The sequence below is a fragment of the Pseudomonas sp. SH10-3B genome (genome assembly GCF_019891415.1).
GTDB lineage: Bacteria > Pseudomonadota > Gammaproteobacteria > Pseudomonadales > Pseudomonadaceae > Aquipseudomonas.
This window is the reverse complement of the sequence record NZ_JAFLXD010000042.1, coordinates 33,190-55,482: the sequence shown is the minus strand read 5'-3', so window position 1 is coordinate 55,482 and position 22,293 is coordinate 33,190. Positions and strand designations below refer to the sequence as shown.

The 22,293-nt window shown below is 61.3% G+C and carries 19 protein-coding genes and 1 pseudogene; 7 read left to right on the top strand and 13 right to left on the bottom strand.

Features of this window, described 5'->3' with window-relative positions:
* Nucleotides 1–116: 116 nt before the first annotated feature.
* From J1G35_RS24540 to J1G35_RS24530, 3 genes are all read right to left on the bottom strand, one after another.
* Nucleotides 117–2,465, bottom strand: coding sequence for an FdhF/YdeP family oxidoreductase (locus J1G35_RS24540; protein WP_223016255.1), 2,349 nt, complete (start codon nucleotides 2,463–2,465; stop codon nucleotides 117–119).
* Complete coding sequence (gene fdhD / locus J1G35_RS24535; RefSeq protein WP_223016254.1) at nucleotides 2,462–3,301, bottom strand: formate dehydrogenase accessory sulfurtransferase FdhD; 840 nt, start codon at nucleotides 3,299–3,301, stop codon at nucleotides 2,462–2,464. The genes J1G35_RS24540 and fdhD overlap by 4 nt, the downstream gene beginning before the upstream one ends.
* A 97-nt stretch (nucleotides 3,302–3,398) precedes the next feature.
* On the bottom strand, nucleotides 3,399–4,286 hold the full coding sequence (locus J1G35_RS24530) for a LysR family transcriptional regulator (RefSeq protein ID WP_048725293.1): 888 nt from the start codon (nucleotides 4,284–4,286) through the stop codon (nucleotides 3,399–3,401).
* Between the two features lie 132 nt (nucleotides 4,287–4,418).
* Between J1G35_RS24530 and lysM the strand changes: the two genes are divergently transcribed.
* Nucleotides 4,419–4,865 carry a peptidoglycan-binding protein LysM gene (lysM, locus tag J1G35_RS24525; protein ID WP_223016253.1) on the top strand — a complete coding sequence of 149 codons (447 nt, stop codon included), beginning with the start codon at nucleotides 4,419–4,421 and terminating at the stop codon, nucleotides 4,863–4,865.
* A gap of 109 nt (nucleotides 4,866–4,974) precedes the next feature.
* Here the strand turns inward: lysM and yrfG are convergent, their stop codons facing one another.
* Nucleotides 4,975–5,637, bottom strand: coding sequence for a GMP/IMP nucleotidase (gene yrfG / locus J1G35_RS24520; protein ID WP_223016252.1), 663 nt, complete (start codon nucleotides 5,635–5,637; stop codon nucleotides 4,975–4,977).
* 87 nt (nucleotides 5,638–5,724) lie between these two features.
* On the opposite strand from yrfG, the gene nudE reads away from it, so the two are divergent.
* Together nudE and cysQ are read left to right on the top strand one after the other, a co-directional pair.
* Nucleotides 5,725–6,291, top strand: a complete 567-nt coding sequence (gene nudE / locus J1G35_RS24515) for an ADP compounds hydrolase NudE (protein ID WP_053140327.1) — start codon at nucleotides 5,725–5,727, stop codon at nucleotides 6,289–6,291.
* Nucleotides 6,288–7,124, top strand: a complete 837-nt coding sequence (cysQ, locus tag J1G35_RS24510) for a 3'(2'),5'-bisphosphate nucleotidase CysQ (RefSeq protein WP_223016251.1) — start codon at nucleotides 6,288–6,290, stop codon at nucleotides 7,122–7,124. Before nudE ends, cysQ begins: the two co-directional genes overlap by 4 nt.
* 64 nt (nucleotides 7,125–7,188) lie before the next feature.
* On the opposite strand, the gene J1G35_RS24505 is transcribed toward cysQ, so the two are convergent.
* The 7 genes from J1G35_RS24505 to rfbB are packed head-to-tail and all read right to left on the bottom strand — an operon-like array spanning nucleotide 7,189 to nucleotide 14,263.
* Nucleotides 7,189–7,644, bottom strand: coding sequence for a YiiD C-terminal domain-containing protein (locus J1G35_RS24505; protein ID WP_223016250.1), 456 nt, complete (start codon nucleotides 7,642–7,644; stop codon nucleotides 7,189–7,191).
* 26 nt (nucleotides 7,645–7,670) lie between these two features.
* The gene (locus tag J1G35_RS24500) at nucleotides 7,671–9,047 is read right to left on the bottom strand and encodes a sigma-54 dependent transcriptional regulator (RefSeq protein WP_053140336.1); all 1,377 of its coding nucleotides are present in this window, start codon (nucleotides 9,045–9,047) and stop codon (nucleotides 7,671–7,673) included.
* On the bottom strand, nucleotides 9,044–10,852 hold the full coding sequence (locus J1G35_RS24495) for an ATP-binding protein (RefSeq protein ID WP_053140339.1): 1,809 nt from the start codon (nucleotides 10,850–10,852) through the stop codon (nucleotides 9,044–9,046). The genes J1G35_RS24500 and J1G35_RS24495 overlap by 4 nt, the downstream gene beginning before the upstream one ends.
* Nucleotides 10,853–10,888: 36 nt before the next feature.
* The gene (gene rfbD, locus J1G35_RS24490; RefSeq protein WP_223016249.1) at nucleotides 10,889–11,770 is read right to left on the bottom strand and encodes a dTDP-4-dehydrorhamnose reductase; all 882 of its coding nucleotides are present in this window, start codon (nucleotides 11,768–11,770) and stop codon (nucleotides 10,889–10,891) included.
* Complete coding sequence (gene rfbC, locus J1G35_RS24485) at nucleotides 11,767–12,312, bottom strand: dTDP-4-dehydrorhamnose 3,5-epimerase (protein WP_053140347.1); 546 nt, start codon at nucleotides 12,310–12,312, stop codon at nucleotides 11,767–11,769. The genes rfbD and rfbC overlap by 4 nt, the downstream gene beginning before the upstream one ends.
* Nucleotides 12,309–13,184 (bottom strand): glucose-1-phosphate thymidylyltransferase RfbA, encoded by an 876-nt coding sequence (rfbA, locus tag J1G35_RS24480; RefSeq protein ID WP_223016248.1) that lies wholly within the window; start codon nucleotides 13,182–13,184, stop codon nucleotides 12,309–12,311. Before rfbA ends, rfbC begins: the two co-directional genes overlap by 4 nt.
* Nucleotides 13,181–14,263 (bottom strand): dTDP-glucose 4,6-dehydratase, encoded by a 1,083-nt coding sequence (gene rfbB, locus J1G35_RS24475; RefSeq protein ID WP_223016247.1) that lies wholly within the window; start codon nucleotides 14,261–14,263, stop codon nucleotides 13,181–13,183. The genes rfbA and rfbB overlap by 4 nt, the downstream gene beginning before the upstream one ends.
* Before the next feature lie 35 nt (nucleotides 14,264–14,298).
* On the opposite strand from rfbB, the pseudogene J1G35_RS31245 reads away from it, so the two are divergent.
* From J1G35_RS31245 to J1G35_RS24465, 3 genes and pseudogenes are all read left to right on the top strand, one after another.
* Nucleotides 14,299–14,479 (top strand): annotated as a pseudogene (locus J1G35_RS31245) (hypothetical protein); the annotation flags it as partial.
* A 184-nt stretch (nucleotides 14,480–14,663) separates the two neighbouring features.
* Nucleotides 14,664–15,770, top strand: coding sequence for an agmatine deiminase (gene aguA / locus J1G35_RS24470; protein WP_053140357.1), 1,107 nt, complete (start codon nucleotides 14,664–14,666; stop codon nucleotides 15,768–15,770).
* Between the two features lie 234 nt (nucleotides 15,771–16,004).
* Nucleotides 16,005–16,220, top strand: a complete 216-nt coding sequence (locus J1G35_RS24465; RefSeq protein ID WP_223016246.1) for a hypothetical protein — start codon at nucleotides 16,005–16,007, stop codon at nucleotides 16,218–16,220.
* Between the two features lie 77 nt (nucleotides 16,221–16,297).
* Here the strand turns inward: J1G35_RS24465 and J1G35_RS24460 are convergent, their stop codons facing one another.
* The gene (locus J1G35_RS24460; RefSeq protein WP_223016245.1) at nucleotides 16,298–18,370 is read right to left on the bottom strand and encodes a TonB-dependent siderophore receptor; all 2,073 of its coding nucleotides are present in this window, start codon (nucleotides 18,368–18,370) and stop codon (nucleotides 16,298–16,300) included.
* A gap of 409 nt (nucleotides 18,371–18,779) precedes the next feature.
* On the opposite strand from J1G35_RS24460, the gene J1G35_RS24455 reads away from it, so the two are divergent.
* Nucleotides 18,780–20,072, top strand: coding sequence for an OprD family porin (locus J1G35_RS24455; protein WP_053140367.1), 1,293 nt, complete (start codon nucleotides 18,780–18,782; stop codon nucleotides 20,070–20,072).
* 73 nt (nucleotides 20,073–20,145) lie between these two features.
* On the opposite strand, the gene J1G35_RS24450 is transcribed toward J1G35_RS24455, so the two are convergent.
* Entirely contained in the window at nucleotides 20,146–22,275 is a 2,130-nt protein-coding gene (locus J1G35_RS24450) for a M48 family metallopeptidase (RefSeq protein WP_223016244.1), read from the bottom strand.
* Nucleotides 22,276–22,293 lie beyond the last annotated feature (18 nt).

Genomic DNA, 22,293 nt, shown 5'->3' with positions numbered 1-22,293 from the left:
TATTAGGGCCGCCCCGGCGTGTCAGGCAAATCGCGGCGTCAGGTTTTGGGGCTGCTGCGCAGCCCAACGCGGGGCAAGCCCGCTCGCCACAATGAAAGCAGTCTGCCCGGTTCTTGTCAGGCTGAACGCGCCATGATCAGCCCATTGTCACTTGCAGCTTCCAAGCGGATCGCCACGAACTTCGACGTCGGTGTATGGCTGCCATCGCCGGTGCTTTCCAGCGGTACCAGCGGGTTCACTTCTGGGTAGTAAGCCGCAGCCTGCCCCGCCGGAATATCAAACGCCAACAAGGTGAAGCCCTTCACCCGACGCTCACGACCGTCTTCCCACAACGACACGATGTCGGCTTTCTGCCCCGGCTTGAAGCCCAGGCGGATGATGTCGGCTTCGTTGACGAACAGCACGTCACGCTGGCCTTTGACCCCGCGATAGCGGTCGTCCAAGCCATAAATGGTGGTGTTGTACTGATCGTGGGAGCGCATCGATTGCATGATCAGATCGGGTATACGGCCGGTGGCGTGGGTACGCTCGTGGATCAGGTCCTTGGGCAGGATGTTCGGGCGGAAGTTGGCACGGCCCGAAGGCGTGTTCCAGCGGCGTGCACCGGCGGAGTTGCCCAGGTAGAAACCACCGGGGTGTTTGAGGCGTTCGTTGAAATCCTTGAAGCCTGGAATGGTGTCGGCGATCAGGTCGCGAATGCGGCTGTAGTCGGCCACCAACCAGTTCCAGTCCACCGGTTTGCTGCCCAGGGTCGCGGCGGCGATGCCGGCGAGGATGGCCGGCTCCGATTTCATCAGCTTCGACAGCGGCTGCAGTTGGCCGTTGGAGTCGTGGACCATGCTGAACGAGTCTTCAACCGTCACCGCTTGCGGGCCTTCGGCCTGGATGTCGATGTCGGTGCGGCCCAGGCACGGCAGGATCAGCGCGTCTTTACCATGCATCAGGTGGCTGCGGTTGAGCTTGGTGCTGATCTGCACGGTCAGGTCGCAATTGCGCAGCGCTTCGAAGGTGCGCGGGCTGTCCGGGGTGGCTTGGGCGAAGTTGCCACCCAGGCCGATAAACACCTTGGAGCGGCCTTCGAGCATGGCGTGGATCGCTTCCACCACGTTGTGCCCGTTGGTACGCGGCACCTGGAACTGGAAACGCCGCTCCAGGGCGTCGAGGAATGCCACCGGTGGGCGTTCGTTGATGCCCATGGTGCGGTCGCCCTGCACGTTGCTGTGGCCACGCACCGGGCACAGGCCGGCGCCGGGGCGGCCGATATTGCCGCGCAGCAGCATCAGGTTGGCGATTTCCTGGATAGTCGGCACCGAGTGGCGGTGCTGGGTGATACCCATCGCCCAGCACATGATCACGTTCTTGCCCTTGGCGTACATGCGCGCCGCTTGCTCGATCTCGACCAGCGGCAGGCCGGACTGGGCGACGATTTCATCCCACGAGGTATCGTCAATCTGGCCCAGGTAATCGAGCACGTTGGCGGTGTGTTCATTGAGGAAATCGTGGTCGAACACGGCTTCCTTGCCTTCGGCCTGAGCCTGGCGCTCCCACAGCAGCAGGAACTTGGCCATGCCGCGCAGGATCGCCATGTCGCCACCCAACGCTGGGCGGAAGTACGCGGTGTTGGTCGGCTTGTCGCCGTTGGTGAGCATTTCCAGCGGGTGCTGCGGATGCTGGAAGCGTTCCAGGCCACGCTCTTTGAGTGGGTTGATACACACCACCTGGGCGCCGCGTTTCACCGCTTCACGTAGCGGTTCGAGCATGCGTGGGTGGTTGGTGCCGGGGTTCTGGCCCCACACGAAAATCGCATCGGCATGTTCGAAGTCATCAAAGGTCACGGTGCCTTTGCCGACGCCCACGCTCTGCGCCAGGGCCACGCCGCTGGCCTCGTGGCACATGTTCGAGCAATCCGGGAAGTTGTTGGTGCCGTAGGCGCGCACGAACAGCTGGTACAGGTACGCCGCTTCGTTACTGGCACGGCCCGAGGTGTAGAACTCGGCCATGTCCGGGCTGGGTAGGGCGTTGAGGTGTTTGCCGACCAGGTCGAAGGCCGCTTCCCAACTGATGGGGGTGTAGCGGTCGGTTTCAGCGTCGTAGCGCATTGGCTCAGTCAGGCGGCCCTGGTATTCCAGCCAATAGTCGCTTTGTTCCAGCAACGCGGTGACGCTGTGCTTGGCGAAGAATGCCGCATCGACACGGCGCTTGGTGGCTTCCCAGTTGACCGCCTTGGCGCCGTTCTCGCAGAACTTGACCATGCCGCTTTCCGGCGAGTCGCCCCAGGCGCAGCCTGGACAGTCGAAGCCGCCGTTCTGGTTGGTCTTGAGCATCATGCGCAGGTTTTTCAGCGCGTTGTCGCTGGTCAACCACGCCTGTGCCACGCTGATCAGCGCACCCCAGCCGCCAGCCGGGCCCTTGTAGGGCTTGTAGCGCGGGGTTGGGGTTTGGTCGGCTTGATGATGATTGCTCACGGCTGGTTCTCCATCGCAGGGCTGTAGACCCGCGGCGCACTTTTCTGCGGCAGGTGGATGAGATTGAGGTTATGCCGGCGGGCCCATTGCAGGGCCAGGCCGGTGGGCGACGACAGGCTGACCAGGGTCTGGATGCCCGCGCGCAGGACTTTCTGGATCAATTCGAGACTGCAACGGCTGGTGACAATCGCCAGCCCGCCGTCGGTTGGGATCTGTTGGCGGATCAGCGCGCCGATCAACTTGTCGAGGGCGTTGTGCCGGCCGATGTCTTCACGGCCCATGAGCAATTCGCCCTGGTTATTCATGAACACGGCCGCATGCACCGCGCCGCTGTACTGGCCCAGGGGCTGGAACGCACTGATGCGCTGGCGCAGGCCGTCAAGCCATTCGGCAGGCGGCAAGGGCGCGCCGGACAGCACTTGAAGGTCCGGCAGGGCCTGTTCCACTGCTTCCACTCCGCACAGGCCGCAGCCGCTGGTGCCCGCCAATTGGCGGCGCTGCTGCTTGAGGTTCCAGAACGCACGGCTGGAGATCTGTACCTGAGCGTATTGGGCCGAACCCGAACCGCTGAGTTTTAGATCATAAATGTCGCTAACGTCGCTGATAATGCCGCTGCCGATGCTGAATCCGACAATGAAGTCTTCAAGGTCGGTCGGCGTGACCAGCATCACCGCCTGGCTGATGTCGTTATAGGCAATCGCCAACGCCACTTCTTCCGCCAAGGCTGTGCTGGCGACTTCAGTGCGTTCAAGGTTGCAAAACTGGTAGCTCTGGCTGGCAACGGGCGCGGACGTTTCCGGAGCGGGCGCCGCGCAGACTGGGCGCTTGGCGTTCATGGGGCAGTACCACCGGCGGATTGATCAGCGTTTAGACTAGGCGCGACAAAGCGTCGCGTCTAATTGCCAGTACTGATCTACCGATAGATGACGTCGATCAAGACTCTGTTTGCGATTTCTGAAACAGCGCGAAACACGCCTCCGCCAGCGCCGAGCGCGGCGCGCTGCGCCGCATGATCAGGCCCAGGCGCGCGAGCGTGTGGGCGTCTTCGATAGGTTGCAGGCGTAAGTGTTCGGTGAGGGCGTCCAGGCCACCGTCCAGCGGCATGACGGCGCAGCACAGTCCGCCATGCACAGCTTGTAACAACTGATGAACGGCGTCGGTTTGTAACAGTGGCTGCGGGTGCAGGCCTCGGCTGTGGAAGTTGTGGTCGATGGACTGACGGAAGTGCATGCCACTGGTGAGCATGCCCAGGGGCAGTTCGATCAATGCCTCCCAGCTCAGCGGTTTGTCGCCAAAGCTGAAATAGCGCTGGTCGTAGAGCAGGCCCATGCGGGTTTCGCCGAGGGCCAGGGAGTCGAAGCGCTCGTTGTCCAGGCGGTCGAGGTAGGACACGCCCAGGTCCAGGCGATTGCTCGCCAACTGTTCGAGAATCTGCTCGGAACTGAGGGCCGAGAGCTCAAAGCGCAGGCTCGGATGTTCCTTGTGCAGTTGTTGCATCAACGCCAGCGGATCAAAACTCGACAGCGGCACCACACCCAGGCGCAGTGTACCGACGAGGTTGCCACGACAGGCGGCGGCTTCGGCCTGCAAGCCGTCATAGGCCGCCAGCACCGTGCGTGCCCAGGCCAGTACTCGTTCGCCAGGGGCGGTAAAACCTTCGAAACGCTGGCCGCGATTGACCAGCGGCAAGTCCAGCTCTTCTTCAAGGCTGCGCAGACGCATCGACAAGGTTGGCTGGGTGATGTGGCAACGCGCCGCGGCCTGGCCGAAGTGACGGGTCTCGTCGAGGGCGATGAGGAATTTCAGCTGCTTGATGTCCATCTTCGCTCCAGGGCTTATTCCAATGGCGGGGGGATTCTAGCGCGTTTGGGTCTTTGGTCGGGCTGGAACCCAAGCGTTTAGGGTTGGTCTAGTCTTGGGCATCTGGAAATCAAACATCAAGGAGAGCGCACCATGAGTCTTTTGAGCTTTGTAAAGGAAGCCGGCGAGAAGTTGATCGATCTGTTGACGCCGGGTAATGCAAACGCCAGTGAGCAGTTGAAGGAACACGTGGCGAAGGTGGGTCTGGGTAATCCGAATGTGCAGACCACGGTGGATGGCGACAAAGTGACCGTAACCGGTGAAGTCGCGACCCAGGAAGAGAAAGAGAAGATTCTGCTGGCCCTGGGCAATATTGCCGGTGTGGCCAGTGTGGATGACCAGATCACCGTATCCGGCCCCGGCCCAGTCGTGGCGGCCGCCGTCTTTTACACAGTGGTCAGTGGCGACACGCTGAGCAAGATCTCTCTCCACTTCTACAAAGATGCCAACAAGTACAACAAGATCTTCGAGGCAAACAAGCCGCTGTTGTCTCATCCAGACAAGATTTACCCAGGGCAGACGCTGCGTATTCCTGAGTAATACACAAAGTAAAAATGTGGGAGGGGGCTTGCTCCCGATAGCGGAGTGTCAGTCGACATCAAGGTGACTGATGCACCGCTATCGGGAGCAAGCCCCCTCCCACATTTGATCAGAGTCCGACAATGAGATCGCGGTAATCACCGACTGCTGCAAATTCAGCCGTGTCCTTCGGCCCTTTTTGGCTGTCCGGTTCTTTCACCGCCAGCAAGTGCCCCACGCCAAACGCCTGGGCACTGCGCAGGATCGGCAGGGTATCGTCGATAAACAGGCTACGGGCCGGGTCGAATTGGATGTCGGCTTGCAAGGCATCCCAGAACTGTGGGTTTTCCTTGGCGAAACCGTAGTCGTGGGAGCTGATCAATCGCTCGAAATACGGCGCCAGTTCAATGCGTTCCAACTTCAATGACAGCGAATCACGATGAGCGTTGGTGATCAGGATCACGCGCTTGCCGGCCTGTTTGATCGCCGCCAGGAAGGTATCGGCATCCGGGCGCAGCGCAATCAGGTGGGCCGTCTCCAATTTGAGCTCGCGCACTGGAATGTTCAGCTCGGCGCTCCAGAAATCCAGGCAATACCATTGCAACTGTCCGGCGTTACGCTCGAACAGAGGCTGCAACTCCATCTCGGCCATGGCTTGGCTCACCCCGTGCAGCTCGGCGTAACGCTGGGGCAGGTGCTCCATCCAGAAGTGGTTGTCGTAATGCAGGTCGAGCAGGGTGCCGTCCATGTCCAGCAGGACAGTGTCGATGGCGTGCCAGGGCAAAGAGGGCATGGTGCGGTCTCATGTAAGTAAAGATATCCGACACAGACAATCGGAAAAGCCACGGTATAGTAACCCGATCACGCCAAGGAGCCGCTCATGCGCCAGAAACCCACCGTCCTCGCCCGCGAAATAGTCGCCAGTAGCCGTTTGTTCCGCGTGGAGGAAGTGCAATTGCGCTTTTCCAATGGCGTTGAACGGACCTACGAGCGCCTGGTGGGCCGTGGTGCCGGTTACGGCGCGGTGATGATCGTGGCGATGATCGACGAAGATCATGCGTTGCTGGTGGAAGAGTACTGCGGCGGCACCGATGAATATGAGCTGTCCTTGCCCAAGGGCCTGATCGAACCCGGCGAAGACGTGCTGGCGGCGGCCGACCGTGAACTCAAGGAAGAAGCTGGCTACGGCGCACGGCAGTTGGAACACATTACCGAGTTGTCGTTGTCCCCTGGCTACATGAGCCAGAAAATTCAGGTGGTGCTCGCCACCGAACTCTACGAAGAGCGCCTGGAAGGCGATGAGCCCGAGCCGATGCGCGTGGAGCGGGTCAACCTGCGCGAGCTGTCGCAGCTTGCGCAAAACGAGCAATTCAGCGAAGGCCGCGCCCTGGCCGCGCTGTATCTGGTACGAGATTTGTTGATTCAACGTGGAGCGTTTACCGCATGAGCGAACTGTTTTTAGGCCACCCGTTTATCGCCCCTGTGATCGAGCTGGCTCGCCAGGCGGGTGAAGTTATCCTCCCTTACTGGCGCGCCGATGTGGCGGTGACCTCCAAGGTCGACGACTCGCCGGTAACGGCCGCCGACCTGGCCGCTCACCACCTGATTCTCGCAGGCCTTACCGCACTGGACCCGAGCATTCCGGTGCTGTCTGAGGAAGATGCTGATATCGACCAGAGCGTGCGCGCCGGCTGGACGCGTTGGTGGTTAGTAGATCCGCTCGATGGCACCAAGGAATTTATCGCCGGCAGCGAAGAATTCACCGTCAATATCGCCCTGATCGAACAGGGCCGCGTGGTGTTTGGCGTGGTGTCCATGCCCACCAGTGGCCGTTGCTACTTCGGTGGCGCGGGGTTGGGCGCGTGGCGTTCGGATGTGAAAGAAGCGCCCCGGCAGATCCAGGTGCGTGAGGCGCCGGCAGTGGGTGAGGCGTTTACCGTGGTCGCCAGCCGTCGGCATACCAGCCCCGAGCAAGAGCGTTTGCTGGACGGTTTGAGCGCAGGGTTGGGGGAGTTGAAGCTGGCGAATATCGGCAGTTCGTTGAAGTTCTGCCTGTTGGCTGAAGGCAGCGCCGATTGCTACCCGCGCCTGGCGCCGACTTCGCAGTGGGATACGGCGGCGGCGCAGGGCGTGCTGGAAGGGGCAGGGGGCGAGGTGCTGGAGCTGAGTGGCGAGCCGTTCAGCTATCCGGCGCGGGCATCGTTGTTGAATCCGTTTTTCCTGGCGTTGCCGGCGAAGGCGGCGTGGCGTGAGCGCTTGCTGACCTTGGCCCGCTCTTAATACCTCAGCCGATCTAAATGTGGGAGGGGCGGTGCCCCTCCCACATTTTTTTGTGTATCGGCTTCTAGCGGTGCAGGACGTATTGGCCGGTAAACGTAACGGCCCGCTCTTCACTGCCCTCATTCACGATCCACGTGTCCAACGTCAACCGCGCCCGGCCATAGCGCTTGTACGTCGCTAAAAAGCGCTTCCACACCTTCTCCTCCGGCGCCGCGCAAATGGCGGTCGCGTCTTGCGTCACCGGCAGCGGATAACTGATCTGCCCTTCCTGAATCACGATATGCCCGTCTTCAATCCCTTCCTCGCGCAGTTGCAGGTGCATCCAGCCCCAACCGGCCAGCACCGCGCCGCAGTAGAGGCTGCCGCCGAACATGGTGCTCTTGTGGTTGATATTGGCTTGCAGGGGCAGGTGCAGCCGCAGTTGCCCGTGTTGCCAGTCGACTACCTTGAGGCCCATTTCGCGGGTCAGGGGGATGTCGTGGTGGAGGATGGATTCCAGGTAACGGCTATCGCGGCTCATGGGGACCTCTGGGTGGGTGGGCAGGGTCATTCGTCGTCAGCACTTTGGTTGGCGAAGTTCAGGCCGTGCTTGCGCAGTTTGTCGTGCAGGGTCTTGCGCGGTACGCCGAGTGCTTCGGCGAGGCTGCGCATGGAGCTGTGGGGGCGGGTCAGTTCGGCGGCGATCAGGCTTTTTTCGAACTGCTCGACCTGCTCGCTCAAGCCGCCCGGCGTAGAAGTCAGCACGCCGCTGGCGGGACTGTCCGGTGTGTTGTCCAGCGCCAACTCCAGGCCCAACGCAAAGCGCTCGGCGGCGTTCTGCAATTCGCGCACATTGCCCGGCCAATTGTGACGTAACAGCAGCGCGCGTTGGCCCGGTTGCAACTCGTGCAACGGCAGGCCGTGGCGGCTGCTGGCTTCATCGGCAAAATGCTGGAACAGCATCAACGCATCTTCACCGCGTTCGCGCAGCGGCGGAATGCGCAGCGGCGCGACGTTGAGGCGGTAGTACAAGTCGGCGCGGAAACGGCCCTGGTCGGCAGACTGGCGCAGGTCTTCCTTGGTGGCGGCGATGATGCGGATATCCAGCGGGATCAACTGATTGCCGCCGAGGCGCTCGACCACGCGCTCCTGCAACAGGCGCAGCAGCTTGACCTGCACATCCAGGCTCATGCTCTCGATTTCATCCAGGAACAACGTGCCGCCATTGGCGAATTCGAATTTGCCGATGCGCCGCTTCTGCGCCCCGGTAAAGGCGCCGGGCTCATGGCCGAACAGCTCGCTTTCGACTACCGACTCGGCGAGGGCACCGGCGTTGATCGCGACGAACGGCCCGCTGCGCCGGCTCGACAGGTCGTGCAGCGCACGGGCCACCACTTCCTTGCCGGCGCCGGTTTCGCCAAGGATCAGCACGTCGGCGCGGGTCGCAGCCAGGGCACCGATCTGCTCGCGCAGGCGCAGCATTTGCGGGGAGTGCCCAACGAGGCGCGTGCTCAACTGCTGGCGGTCACTCAGGGCCAGGCGCAGGCTGCGGTTGTCCAACACCAGGCGGCGCAGGGCCAGGGCACGGCGCACGCTGTCGAGCAGGGCATCGCTGGCGAAGGGTTTTTCGAGGAAGTCATACGCACCCGCGCGCATGGCCTGCACCGCCAACGGTACATCGCCGTGGCCGGTGATCAGCAGCACCGGCAGGTCCGGATCCTGGCCGTGCAGCTCGGCCAGCAGCTCCAGGCCGTCCATGCCGGGCATGCGGATGTCGCTGACCACCACGCCCGGCCAATCCCGCGACAGGCGCGCGGTGAGGCCGGTGGCTTCGCCCAGGGTCAGGACTTTCAGCCCGGCCAGGTCCAGGGTCTGGCACAGGGCCTGACGCAAGTGTGGATCATCGTCGATCAACACCACCTGAATCTGGTTATCGATACTCATACACTGCGGTCCTCGGACGGTTGCAGACTGACGCCCGGCGAGCCGGCGCGCAATTTCAGGGTTAACAGCGCGCCGCCTTCCTTGTGGTTGGCAAACAGCAGTTCGCCGCCAAAGGCACGCATCAGGGTTTCACAGATCGCCAGGCCCAGGCCCAAGCCTTGGGTGCGCGTCTTGGTGGTGTAGAACGGTTCGCTGGCGCGGCCCAACGCTTCCATGCAAAAGCCCGGGCCATTGTCGCGAATGTACAGGTTGACGCCCTGGGCGGTGGTTTCGGCACTGAGCCACAGTTTGCGCGGCGGGCCTTTTTCGGTAAGGGCGTCGAGGGCGTTGGCCAGCAGGTTGCCCAGCACCTGGCGCAAGCGGGTTTCGCCGGCCTGCACCCACAGCGTCGCTTCCGGCAAATCGCGGATCAGCTCGACTTCCATCGACCGCCGCCGCTTGGCCAGCAAGGCCAGCGCATCGTCCAGCGCCGGTTGCAGGGCCACGCTCTCCGGGGCATGGCGATCGCGCCGGGCAAAGGCGCGCAGGTGGGCGATGATCGAGGCCATGCGCCCGGTCAGTTCGCTGATCAGCTTGAGATTGCCCCGGGCATCGCTGGTGCGCTCGTGGTCGAGCAGGATCTCGGCGTTTTCCGCATAGCTGCGGATCGCCGCCAGGGGTTGATTGAGTTCGTGGCTGATACTTGCCGACATGGTGCCCAGCGCTGACAGCTTGCCGGCCTGCACCAAGTCATCCTGGGCGCGCACCAGTTCCTGCTGGGCGTGTTCGCGCTCCAGCACCTCCTGTTTGAGGCGACGGTTGAGGCCTTCCAGGTCACTGGTCCGTTCGACCACGCGCATCTCCAGCTCGCGGCGCGCCTTGGCTTCGAAGGCGATGCGTTCCAGGTAGTGGCGACGGCGCTGCATCAACAGCCCCAACAGCAGCATCAACACCAGCAACGTAGCGCCGCCCACCGCGACCACCGTGCGCACCGGGCGGCTGATCAAGGATTGCGGTGCCAGGATTTCCACATTCCAGCCGGTCTCGGCGATGGCGGTGGATTGGCGCAGCCACGCGCTGTTGCTCAGGGTCAGCGGCTGCGGGTCACGTGTGGGGTAGGGCTGGATGGCAATGATGGCCTGGCGTTCTTCGGCAGTCAGCGGCCGGGTGGCACGGAAGCGCCATTGCGGGCGCGACGTGAGGATCACCACGCCGTTGTGATCGGTGACCAGCAGTTGCTCCGGGGTATTGCCCCATAGGCTTTCGGTGTGGTCCAGGTCGACCTTGACCACCAGGACGCCGATTATTTTGTCGCCATCGCGCACGGCGGCGGCGAAGAAATAGCCACGCTTGGCCGAGGTGGTGCCCAGTCCGAAAAATCGCCCCAGGCGCCCGGCCATGGCTTCGCTGAAATAGGGCCGGAACGAGAAGTTGCGGCCGACGAAACTGTCCTGCTTGTCCCAATTGGACGCGGCGAGGGTCTTGCCGGTGGTGTCCATCAAATACATCACTTCCACCCCGGCCTGGGCGGCGACGTCCTTGAGCAGCATGTTGGCGTTGACCAGGTTGGTGCTGACCTGCGGTGCGCCCAGTGCCGTGCGCAAGGCCGGCAAGTCGCCGAGGATCTGCGGCAGCACTTCATAGCGATGCAGGGTGCCCAGCAGGTTGGCGACGTACAGGTCGAGGGTCTGGCGGTTTTGTCCGGCCAGTTCGCTGCGATAGTAGCGCTCGGCCAAATGCTCCAGCGGCCACAGCAGCGGTGCCAGGCACAAGGCCAACAGGGCGAGGCTGCGCCAGCGGGGTCTTCGCGGAAGGGGTGGAGTCATGGGAGTCTTGCGCCTATGGGTACAGGCGCATTATGCCTAGTGCTGCCCGGCAAGACACTCGCGCAATGCGTCTTGCCACAGCGGCTGACTGACGTGCCATTGCTGGCGCAGGTGGCTGCAGTCGAGGCGTGAGTTCAGCGGGCGCCGGGCGGGCGTCGGATAGGCGCTGGAAGGGATCGCCTCCAGTTCGGCACAGGCGCGGCCGCCGGCGCGCAGATGCTCGCCAATCGCTTGGGCAAAGCCGAACCACGAGGTTTCACCCTCGGCGCTCAGGTGATAGATGCCCCATTCCCCGGCCTTGCCGGCCTGCCAACGCTCGATCAGGGCCCGCGTACTGCCGGCAATGGTCCCGGCCCATGTCGGCGCGCCGATCTGGTCGGCGACGATGCGCAGGTGGGGTTTCTCCTGCAGCAGACGCTGCATGGTCAGCAGGAAGTTCTTGCCGTGGTTGGAGTAGACCCAACTGGTGCGCAGGATCAGGTACTGGCCTCCCACTGCGGCAATCGCCTGCTCGCCGGCCAGCTTGCTCTGACCGTATACACCCAGCGGATTTGGCGCGTCGGCTTCGGTGTAGGGCGCAGGCTTGCTGCCGTCGAACACGTAGTCGGTGGAGTAGTGGATCAACGGGATGCCCAGGGCCTTGGCTTCCTCGGCAAGAATACCGGGGGCGATGGCGTTGATGGCAAAGGCGAGGTCCGGTTCGCTTTCGGCTTGATCGACAGCCGTGTGGGCGGCGGCGTTGATGATCAGGTCGGGAAGGTGCGCACGCACCTGCTGGCGGATGTGCTCGGCGTTGGCCAGGTCGAGTTGCTCGCGGCCGAGCACAATCAGTTCGCCCAGGCCCTGAAGCTGCTGTTGCAGGGCCTGGGAGACTTGGCCATGTTGGCCGGTGATCAGGATCTTTAAAGGGCTCGTCATGGGAACAGATCGGCGTCCATCAGCAGTTTTCCAGCCTGGTCCTTGGCGGACAGTTGCGGCGGTTCGCTCAGTTCCCAGTCGATGGCCAGCGTCGGGTCGTTCCACAGGATGCTGCGTTCCGCGCTTGGCTGGTAGTAGTCGGTGGTCTTGTACAGGAACTCGGCGGAATCGCTCAACACCACAAAACCATGGGCAAAGCCTTCCGGTATCCACAACTGCCGATGATTCTGCGCCGACAGACGCACGCCCACCCATCGGCCGAAGTTCGGCGAACTGCGGCGAATATCCACAGCCACGTCCAACACTTCACCGGCGGTCACCCGCACCAGTTTGCCCTGGGTGTGCTGCAGTTGGTAATGCAGGCCCCGCAGCACGCCTTTTAGTGAGCGCGAATGGTTGTCCTGGACAAACTCGCGCTTGAGCCCGGTGGCCTCTGCAAACGCGCGAGCATTGAAGCTTTCGTAGAAAAAACCACGCTCGTCACCGAACACCTTGGGCTCGATGATCATTACGCCGGGAAGCGAGGTGTCAACGACGTTCACCGGTCTTCTCCAGCCAGGCTGTAGAGGTATTGGCCATAGCCGGTTTTGCCGAAGTATTTGGCGCGTTCGAGCAGATGGTCGCGGTCGATCCAGCCGTTGCCGTAGGCGATTTCTTCGAGGCACGCCACTTTGAGGCCCTGACGGTGTTCGATGGTCTGCACGTACTGTGAGGCTTCCAGCAAGCTGTCGTGGGTGCCGGTGTCCAGCCAGGCGAACCCTCGACCAAAGCGCTCCACCTGCAAGTCACCGCGCTTCAAATAGGCGTTGTTGACGTCGGTGATTTCCAGTTCGCCACGGGCTGAAGGTTTGACGGACTTGGCGATGCTGATCACGTCGTTGTCGTAGAAATACAGGCCGGTGACGGCATAGCTTGATTTGGGCGTGGTCGGTTTTTCTTCGATGGACAGGGCGCGGCCTTCGCTGTCGAAGTCGATCACGCCGAAGCGCTGCGGATCCTTGACCCAATAGCCAAATACCGTGGCGCCTTTGCCGCGCTTGACCGCTGCATGCAACTGCTCGCTGAAACGCTGGCCGTGGAAAATGTTGTCGCCCAGGATCAGGCACACAGGGTTGGTGCCGATGAACTGTTCGCCAATCAGAAAAGCCTGTGCCAAGCCGTCCGGCTGCGGTTGTTCGGCGTAGCTGAAGCTGACGCCAAACTGGCTGCCATCGCCTAGCAGGTTGCGGTATTGGGGCAAGTCCGCGGGGGTGGATATCACCAGGATCTCTCTGATGCCGGCCAGCATCAGCACCGAGATCGGGTAATAGATCATCGGCTTGTCATACACCGGTAGAAGTTGCTTGGACACACCCAGGGTGATGGGGTGCAGGCGCGTGCCGGAGCCACCGGCCAATACGATTCCTTTCATCATGCAATCAGATCCCTCATGTCGGTATTGCCCAATCGTTCACCCTGATAACTGCCGTCCTGGACCCTGCGGCACCATTCCAGGTTATCGAGGTACCACTGCACGGTTTTGCGCAGCCCGGTTGCAAAGGTTTCTTCGGGTACCCAGTGCAGCTCGCGTTCGATCTTGCTGGCATCGATCGCGTAGCGTTGGTCGTGGCCTGGACGGTCTTTAACGAACGTGATCAGGTCGGTGTACTTCTCCACGCCGTGGGGATGCTGCGGTGCCAGTTCCTCCAGCAGCGTGCAGATGCTGCGCACCACGTCGATATTCTTCTGCTCATTGTGGCCGCCGATGTTGTAGGTCTCGCCGACCACGCCTTGTGTCACGACGGTGAGCAGTGCCCGCGCATGGTCTTCGACAAACAACCAGTCGCGCACTTGCAAACCATCACCATAGACCGGCAATGGCTTGCCCGCGAGGGCGTTGAGGATGACCAGCGGGATCAACTTCTCGGGGAAGTGGAAGGGGCCGTAGTTGTTGGAGCAGTTGGTCAGCAGCACGGGCAGGCCGTACGTGCGTTGCCAGGCGCGGACCAGATGGTCGGACGCGGCTTTGCTGGCCGAGTACGGCGAGCTGGGCGCGTAGGGCGTGGTTTCGGTGAACAGGTCGTCCACGCCGTGGAGGTCGCCGTACACTTCGTCGGTAGAAATATGGTGGAAGCGAAACTTACGTTTGTCTGGCTCGGCGAGTGTTTGCCAATAGCCACGGGCGGCCTCCAGCAGGCTGTAGGTGCCGACGATATTGGTCTGGATAAAATCCGACGGACCGTCAATCGAACGGTCGACATGGGACTCTGCGGCCAGGTGCATGATCGCCTGTGGCTCAAAGCGCGCGAGCACGGCGCTGACGGTGGGCTGGTCGATGATGTCGGCCTGGACGAATTCATAGCGGCTGTTGGACGCGATGCTGGTCAGCGATTCCAGGTTGCCGGCGTAGGTGAGTTTGTCCAGGTTGAGCACTTCGTGCTCGGTGTGCTGAATGAGATGACGTATCAAGGCAGAACCGATAAAACCGGCGCCACCGGTAATGAGAATGCGCATGTCGGGGGCCCTTTCCTTAGACTGGCGTTTAGCGAGTGCAGCATAGCCTGTGTTGTGGCGCTGGGCAGCATTACGGCTTTGCGGGCACGTCGCAGTCATTGGGCAGCCAGCAACACCTCAATTACAAAGTCGACAGCACTCGCGGCCAGTTTGTTCTGAACAATCTGCCACGGCGATTACGCTGCGCTAGAGTTGCAGGCCCAGAACGCTGCCGTCGATTGCCCGCGTGGACTTCTTTGTCGACGTGCTGTCGAAGGTGCTGGATGAGCAGTTGTAAATAATCGATTGTTATCGGTTATTGGCTGTAATAATTTTCTTTTATGCTGTTTGTTCGCTTTTAAAGCCGATTTTTATCCGTTATAAAGTCGGCCTTTACCCCCCATTCGGAGTCCTGATCGCCATGACCACCCTGCACAGCACCCCCCGCGCCGATGGCTTCCACATGCCCGCCGAATGGGCGCCACAGACGCAAATCTGGATGGTCTGGCCCGAGCGCCCGGACAACTGGCGCCTGGGCGGCAAGCCGGCGCAGGCGGCTCACGTGGCCGTGGCCAAGGCCATCGCTCGTTTTGAACCGGTAACTGTGGCGGTTTCTGCAGGCCAGTACGAAAACGCCCGCGCCCGTTTGGATGTGCCGAATATTCGTGTGGTGGAAATGTCCAGCGATGACGCCTGGGTGCGCGATACCGGCCCGACTTTCGTGATCAACGACCGTGGCGAAGTGCGCGGCGTGAACTGGGATTTCAACGCTTGGGGCGGCTTTGACGGTGGCCTGTACTCGCCGTGGAACCGTGACTCGCAGGTGGGCGGCAAGATCCTCGAAATCGAACGCGCACCGCGTTACCGCACAGAAGGCTTTGTGTTGGAAGGCGGCTCGATCCACGTCGACGGCGAAGGCACCTTGATCACCACCGAGGAATGCCTGCTCAACCGCAACCGTAATCCGCACCTTGACCGTGCCGAGATCGAAGCGGTGCTCAGCGCCAACCTGGCTGTGGATAAGATCATTTGGCTGCCAGACGGCCTGTTCAACGACGAAACCGACGGCCATGTGGATAACTTCTGCTGCTACGTGCGTCCGGGCGAAGTGTTGCTGGCCTGGACCGACGACCCGCAAGACCCGAACTACCCGCGTTGCCACGCCGCCATGGACGTCCTGCAAAGCAGCACCGACGCTCAGGGGCGCGCGTTCACAGTGCATAAAATGCCGATCCCGGGGCCGTTGTATGCCACTGAGGAAGAGTGCGCAGGGGTCGACCCGGTGGACGGTACACAGGAACGTAATCCGACCGTGCGGTTGGCGGGTTCCTACGTCAACTTCCTGATCGTCAACGGCGGCATTATCGCGCCAAGCTTCGACGACCCGTTGGACAGTGAAGCCAAGGCCATCCTGCAGAACCTGTTCCCGCAGCACGAAGTGGTGATGGTGCCCGGCCGTGAACTGTTACTGGGTGGCGGTAATATCCATTGCCTGACCCAACAACAGCCGGCGCCGCACAAAAACTGAGTGCAGTTGTAACAGCGCCTTTCCTGCGAACGGGCTCTACTCAGTCTGAGCATTCACAGCAAGCCCACGGCCCAGCACGGTCGTGGGCTTTTTTGTGTCTGCACGCGTACAAACACGCGACATTGGCATAGCTCTTGTATCGGTGTTCCCACAGTGGCCCAGGGTGATGACTGCACAGTTCTGTCACAAACCTTGAGTAAGTTAGCCGCTCACGCAGCAGGAGAGAGCGCCGAAATGAATGCCAATATCAACCCGATGTACACGCGCCCCTTCCACCCTTCGCGGGTTGACAGTGACGCGATCCATGCGCTGGGGCTGTGGTTGAAGGAAAACGGCTCGCGACAGGTCAGGCACCAGCCGGATTTGCGCAGTGTGATGAGTGAACGCTACCCGGTGGGATTGTTCAGTGAGGATGAAGTGCACGCGTTGTGCGAGTTGATGAGCAACTGAAAAAATATCGTTGACCCCGTAGCAGTTGCCTCGCTTGCGCTCGACAGCTGTTACGGGATTGGTGTTTTTGTATCGGGTTAGAAGCTGTAGGTGCCTGTCACCACCAGGTTACGCGGCTCGCCCGGCTGAATCTGCGCCACGCTGGTCGCCGATTCGTAGTAGGTCTTGTCGGCGATGTTGTTCAGCGCCGCGCGCACATCCCATTCTTTCTGCCGGAACCCGAGCAATGCGTCCCAACGGCCATAACCCGGCAGCACCACGGTGTTGAGGCTGTCGGCATAACGGTCGCCTACCAGCGTCAAACCGGTTTCCGCGTACCAGCCCATCTCCGGTTTCCAGGTGAGGAACAGGCTGCCGTTGCGCTTGGCCACGTCGCTGACGCGCTTGCCTTCAAAGCCGTTGTTGTCCTTCTCGACCTTGGCGTCCTGCAGGCCGATGCCGCCGCGTACGTACCAGTTGTCGACGATCTTGCCGGTGGCCGTCAGCTCCACGCCGCGCGAGCGCTGCAGGCCGCTGAGCAGGGTAATGGTGCGGTCCAGCGGGTCGCTGGTGCGGCGGTTATAGAGTTCCAGTTCGTACACCGCCAGGGTGGTGCTCAGGCGGTCGTCGAGCCAGTCGCTTTTCACGCCGATCTCTTTTTGCTTGGTCAGCTCGGGGCTCAGGTCGTTGACGCTGCCGGCGGCGTTCGGGGTGATACCGATCAGGCCGCCACCCGCCGGGGAGAAGGTCTTGCTCCACGAGGCATAGAACGAGTGGTGTTCCAGGGGCGTCCACACCAGGCCAAAGCGCGGGCTGGTGCTGTGGCTTTTGACGTCTTGCCGGGTATTGAGCAGTTTGTTTTTGGTGTCCACTTCGAAACGGTCGTAACGCAAGCCGGCCAGCACTTGCCACTGGTCGTTCAGGCGCAGTTGGTCTTGCACATACAGAGCGCGGCTTTCGACTTCGGTGTGGTTGTTGCTCGATACGCTCATGCGCCCGGTGTGGCTCAGATTACGGTTGGGCTGGTTGAGGTCCAGGGTTGGCACGGCCGAGGCGGGGGCGTTGTACAGCTTTGGATCGCGGCGCTGGCTGCCCAGCTCAAGGCCGGTGAGCAGGCGGTGCTCGAGGCCGAAGGTGCTGAAACCTCCCTCCAACTCGACGTTGTTGAAGACGTTGAGGGTAGTCAGGTCTTGCTGCCAGCGTTGGCGCGTCACCCGATTGGTCGAGGCAACGTAGGCGGTCTGGTAGGTGTTGTCGAAATCGCTGTCGAGCTTGAACACGCCCAGGGTCTGGCGCAGTTGCCAGTTGTCGTTGAGTTCGTAGGCCAGCTTGGAGCGCAGGGACTGGGACTTGTCGTCGATGTAATCGCGGCTGTCGCCGTAGGTGGTGCTGCGACTGACGTCGGCGGGGCGGCCGTTGACGCCGGGGATGCCGCGATCCGGCGTGCGGTTGTAGCGGCTGTATTCGTATTGCACCAGCCAGTTCAGATCCGGTGTGAGCTGCCAGCTCATGGACGGTGCGAACAGTTGGCGGTTGCCGCTCACGCCGTCGCGGAAGCTGTTGTTGTCCTGGTTGCCCATGTTCAGGCGCAGGCTGATGTTATCGCTGGGGTCGGTGCTCAGGTCGGCATACACACTGCGCAAATCGTTGCTGCCGCCCTGGGCTTCGATGCTCGACTTATGTCCGGCCGTTGGCAGTTTGCTCACGCGGTTGACGATCCCTCCCTGGCCGCCTCGCCCGTAAAGCACGGCTGCCGGCCCTTTGAGCACTTCGATGCGTTCGATGTTGTGCAGGTCGCGCACGTACTGGCTGTCGTCGCGAATGCCATCGAGGTAGAAGTCGTTGCTCGCGTCGAAGCCACGGATGCGCAAACTGTCGAAGCGCGTGTCGGCACCGCTGCTGACGTTGGGGATGCCGCTCAAGGCCCGGCCCAGGTCGTTGGTGCCGTAGGCGCGCAGGCTTTCGGTCTTCACTGAGTCGATGGCCTGGGGCACATAACGCACAGGTGTGGCGGTGCGGGTGGCAGTGCTGGTTTCCTTGACGCGCGGGTCGTCTTCGTCAGCTTCGGCGCTGATCGAGGTTTCGGGCAAGGTGGTGGCCGCACAGGCAAAACCGGCAGACAGCAGAACAGAAAGCCCAAGGGTCATGGGCGTCAGGCGAAGGGCAGGCATGGGTGAATGTATCCAAAGTGTTTGGCAGGAAAAAGCGCGCTAATGGTAATGCTTTGCATTTGCGCGCGTTATCTATTACCAAACGTATCGACTTTGAAATATGTTACGAGATGTGTTTTTTTGGTCATTGAAGAACGAAATTAGTCGTTTTCAGAAAGGCCATAGGCCGTTGCTTAGAATTATTTCGCCTAAATACAGACGATTCACGAAATTGACACATAGTTCAACGCGCGACTAGGATTGCGCCCAACGCCTGTGGCTAACAGCCATGACTCATCCAATAAGAAAAGGCCCGCGGCATGTTCAGTCGTCCGCGGGCTTTCTTTTTTCGGAAAAAGTCGACACCAGAAAGCGACATGGAGCCTGGGGTCAGAACGCGTACTCAACCCGTAATAAGGAATACAAAAAAATGTTGAAGCAACGGATGAGTCTGATCGCGCTGGGGATCTTGAGCGCATCGACAGCAATGGCCAACGACCAGGAGCAATCCAAGGGTTTTGTTGAAGACAGCCACCTGAACATCGCAGCACGTAACGCCTACATCAGCCGTGACTATAAGAACGGCAAGCAAGACAAAGCCGAGTGGGGCCAAGGCTTCATCGGCAAGTTCGAGTCCGGCTTCACCCAAGGCACCGTTGGTGTGGGTGTGGATGTGATTGGCCAATATGCGATTCGTCTGGACGGTGGTAAAGGTCGCAGCGGCGCTGGCGGCATTAACTTCTTCAAGCAAGGTGACAGCGGCGCAGCAGCTGACGACTTGGCCAAAGGCGGCGCGGCGGTGAAGTTCCGCGTATCGAACACCGTGCTCAAGTACGGCGAGCAAATGCCTGCCGTTCCTGTATTGCAGTACGACAACTCTCGTCTGTTGTCGGAAACCTACACCGGTACCTCGATCGTTTCCAAAGAGATCGAAGGTCTGCAACTGGATGCAGGTCGCTTCACCAAGGAAGCCCAAAAAGGTGCTGAAGGCACCGACAGCGGTAACCTGAAGAACATCAGCTACCTGGGCGGCAGCTACAAGTTCACCGAAAACCTGTCGGCTGCGCTGTACGCTTCCGACATGGAAGACGTGCTGAAGAAGCAATACGTCAACGTCAACTACGTACTGGCCCTGCCAGAGAAACAGTCGCTGACCTTTGACTTCAACGGCTACAAAACCAAGCTGGACAGGAGCTTCGCCGAGCAACGCGGTAATGGCGACGCGCGCGACAACAAAATCTGGAGCCTGGGCGCTACATGGGCTGTTGGTGCGCACAGCTTCACCTTGGCCCATCAGCGCAGTACCGGCGATACCGGTTACCTGTATGGCGGCTACCGTGACAATACCGCGGACACCGGCATCGGCGACGGCGGCAACACCATCCTGCTGGCCAACTCCTACTGGTCCGACTTCAACGGCAAGGACGAGCGCTCCTGGCAAGCCGGCTACGGTCTGGACTTCAGCACCTTCGGCGTGCCTGGCCTGACCTACAACGTGGCCTACGTGCGCGGCACCAACATTGACGACGGCAGTGGCCGTGGCAATGGCACCGAGCGCGAGATCTTCAACCAGTTCAAATACGTCGTGCAGAGCGGCCCGGCCAAAGACCTGAGCCTGCGTGCTCGTGCCTCGTGGTTGCGCGTTTCCAGCAATGCCGACAAGTACAACGTAGGCGGTAACGAAATCCGTCTGTTCGCCGACTACCCGATCAACGTTTTCTAACTGATCGCAGGTCGCGCCTGATTCCAGGCGATAAAAAACCCCGACTGGTTCGGGGTTTTTTTATGGGCGCGCATCAGTCCTGGCGGCTCTGCAAAATCTTACGCGCCAACGCTGCATTCTTGTAGTCGAGCATCAAGGACAACCCCTCATAGGGTTCGATCTTTTTATTGTCGATACAGAGCTGTGCCATCAGCAGCAACACCTGGCGTTTCTTCTTGTTGATCCGCACGCCGGGTACGCCGAACGCCGTCTTGCGCGTTACGGGTAACGGCGCCTCGGGGGTCAGTTGAACGATGACCCAGATGCCCTGGACACATTGCATCGTGATCTCTTCGATATGTTCGATGGGCAGCGGTTGTGCCAGGTTATTGAACACAAAATGCTCCGGCGTCAGGCGCAACGCGGTCTGCGGCGCACGCTTGAATCGACGGACACCCAGCCACAGCAGGCCCAGCCCGATAATGCCGAGACACGCGCCTGCGCCGACTGCCGACAGGGGTGTGCCTTTCAAACGCTCCGGGGCGAGCCAGACTCGACTCAGGATAAACACTGCAGCCAGCACAAAGGGCAGGCCCGACACGGCCATCAGTACCCCGCGCCACTGGCCGCCTTCATGCACTCTACGCTCACCCTCGGCCGAAGCGGCCAAGGTTTCCAGCAGATGGGTGTGCGCGGTGTTCTCCGACACGGCCACGTCCATCACATCCCGAGACAGCTGCTCGCGCAGTGCCTGGGGTGCGCTGAAATAGGCATCCATCTGCGCATTCGCCACGTCGCGATCCACCACGCGGGTGGCGCCTCGCAGCGTATCGTTCAGGGGAACGTTCAGCGCTTGCAGGCGTTCGCCATTGGAGGGGTGGGAGTCGGTCGGATGCGGTTGGTGAATCTCCAGGGCTTCGGGTGATGGTTGCAATTCACACTCACGCAAGCGCGCGAACACCGCGTCGGGCAGGTCTGTCGTCGACCCTGTTTCACACAACGCCAACAAGGCATCCTCAACGTGCGGCTGCAACACCGACACACGCAACAACGCCGAAGCCGCCGCAGCAGGACCGGCCAATTGCGCGCCGGCAGCGTCCGCCAGCAATTCGCGCTCACGGCTCCAGTGGTTCACCGCGTCATCAAAGCGCTGCATGAAAAACACACCGAACATGAACGACGGCCGCATCAGCCGTCCCTGGATAAAATCGCTGGCCAGCATCGTGTTCAACAGCGCTTCCAGGCTGCGATTGACCCCGTCGTAGATCGGCAAAAAGCGCAGGCTGTATTCCGTGTCCTGCCCCACAAAGTGCGCCAGCTCATGGCCGATCACCGCGCTGATTTCCTCGCTGCTCAGCAGGCCCAGATACAGCAGCGGCACATGCAAGGTGCGCCCGTGCAGCGAAGTGTTCGCCGGTTGCACAGTGGCCGCGCTGGACGTCACGTAAAAGCCCTGGGCCAGGCTCACCACGATGTGGTCCGGTGGCAGCGCGCCGAGCCGACCCGCCAACTCGTCCACATGGCGCCACAACCCTGGAGCCTGCGCGGGCGTCACCACCTGGCCGAACATCTCCAGCGGCTCAGGCTTGAACATCCCCAGCATAGGGCGCAGCTGTTTGAGCAACTGCCAGATCGAATACAGACAAAACGCCGCGATCACCCCCAGCACCGCCATCAGCTTGACCTCGCCACTGCCCAGCCGGCCGATATGCCACATCGCCAAGCCTTCGAAACTCAACGTCAACGCGACGGCCGCCGCCACCGCCACCACATGACCCACCAGCACGTAGGGCAACAGGCGGCTGCCCAGGGAGAACACCTGCAATAACCTCTCCCGTGACTGCCGTGCCCGCCGCCCCGCCCAGTACGTACCCGCCAACGCCGCCACACCAATCAACGCCGCCAACAGACCCAAACCCATCACCCACGGCGCGATGGCGCGCATCGCACGGTTCACGCGGTGGGCGGAGGGTAGTTCGGCTTCGATTTTTTCCAGACGCGAGAGGGCCTCCGCAACGCTGATGACGCCATCAGGCAGGTCGACACTACTCGCGGGCTGTCTGGCTGCCAGCGCTTGCAACGGGTGCTTGGCTTTATCAAGGTTGAGGTGGTAATCCATCAACGCTGTGGTTGCGTCCTCGCCACGCTGACGCTCCCAGCCGCCGAGGGTGGCCAGCAGCAGCGGGAAAATCACCAGCAGACAGATCAGTTTCAGAGCGTTCATGGGAGTCCGTTCACGACG

Excerpts from the sequence above, each read along its gene's own strand:
- J1G35_RS24460 (WP_223016245.1), bottom strand. The coding sequence starts at position 18,370 with ATGCCTGCCCTTCGCCTGACGCCCATGACCCTTGGGCTTTCTGTTCTG.
- nudE (WP_053140327.1), top strand. The coding sequence starts at position 5,725 with ATGCGCCAGAAACCCACCGTCCTCGCCCGCGAAATAGTCGCCAGTAGC.
- fdhD (WP_223016254.1), bottom strand. The coding sequence starts at position 3,301 with ATGAACGCCAAGCGCCCAGTCTGCGCGGCGCCCGCTCCGGAAACGTCC.
- J1G35_RS24465 (WP_223016246.1), top strand. The coding sequence starts at position 16,005 with ATGAATGCCAATATCAACCCGATGTACACGCGCCCCTTCCACCCTTCG.
- J1G35_RS24500 (WP_053140336.1), bottom strand. The coding sequence starts at position 9,047 with ATGAGTATCGATAACCAGATTCAGGTGGTGTTGATCGACGATGATCCA.
- rfbB (WP_223016247.1), bottom strand. The coding sequence starts at position 14,263 with ATGCGCATTCTCATTACCGGTGGCGCCGGTTTTATCGGTTCTGCCTTG.
- J1G35_RS24450 (WP_223016244.1), bottom strand. The coding sequence starts at position 22,275 with ATGAACGCTCTGAAACTGATCTGTCTGCTGGTGATTTTCCCGCTGCTG.
- cysQ (WP_223016251.1), top strand. The coding sequence starts at position 6,288 with ATGAGCGAACTGTTTTTAGGCCACCCGTTTATCGCCCCTGTGATCGAG.
- aguA (WP_053140357.1), top strand. The coding sequence starts at position 14,664 with ATGACCACCCTGCACAGCACCCCCCGCGCCGATGGCTTCCACATGCCC.
- J1G35_RS24505 (WP_223016250.1), bottom strand. The coding sequence starts at position 7,644 with ATGAGCCGCGATAGCCGTTACCTGGAATCCATCCTCCACCACGACATC.
- lysM (WP_223016253.1), top strand. The coding sequence starts at position 4,419 with ATGAGTCTTTTGAGCTTTGTAAAGGAAGCCGGCGAGAAGTTGATCGAT.
- rfbD (WP_223016249.1), bottom strand. The coding sequence starts at position 11,770 with ATGACGAGCCCTTTAAAGATCCTGATCACCGGCCAACATGGCCAAGTC.
- yrfG (WP_223016252.1), bottom strand. The coding sequence starts at position 5,637 with ATGCCCTCTTTGCCCTGGCACGCCATCGACACTGTCCTGCTGGACATG.
- J1G35_RS24455 (WP_053140367.1), top strand. The coding sequence starts at position 18,780 with ATGTTGAAGCAACGGATGAGTCTGATCGCGCTGGGGATCTTGAGCGCA.
- J1G35_RS24530 (WP_048725293.1), bottom strand. The coding sequence starts at position 4,286 with ATGGACATCAAGCAGCTGAAATTCCTCATCGCCCTCGACGAGACCCGT.
- rfbA (WP_223016248.1), bottom strand. The coding sequence starts at position 13,184 with ATGATGAAAGGAATCGTATTGGCCGGTGGCTCCGGCACGCGCCTGCAC.
- J1G35_RS24495 (WP_053140339.1), bottom strand. The coding sequence starts at position 10,852 with ATGACTCCACCCCTTCCGCGAAGACCCCGCTGGCGCAGCCTCGCCCTG.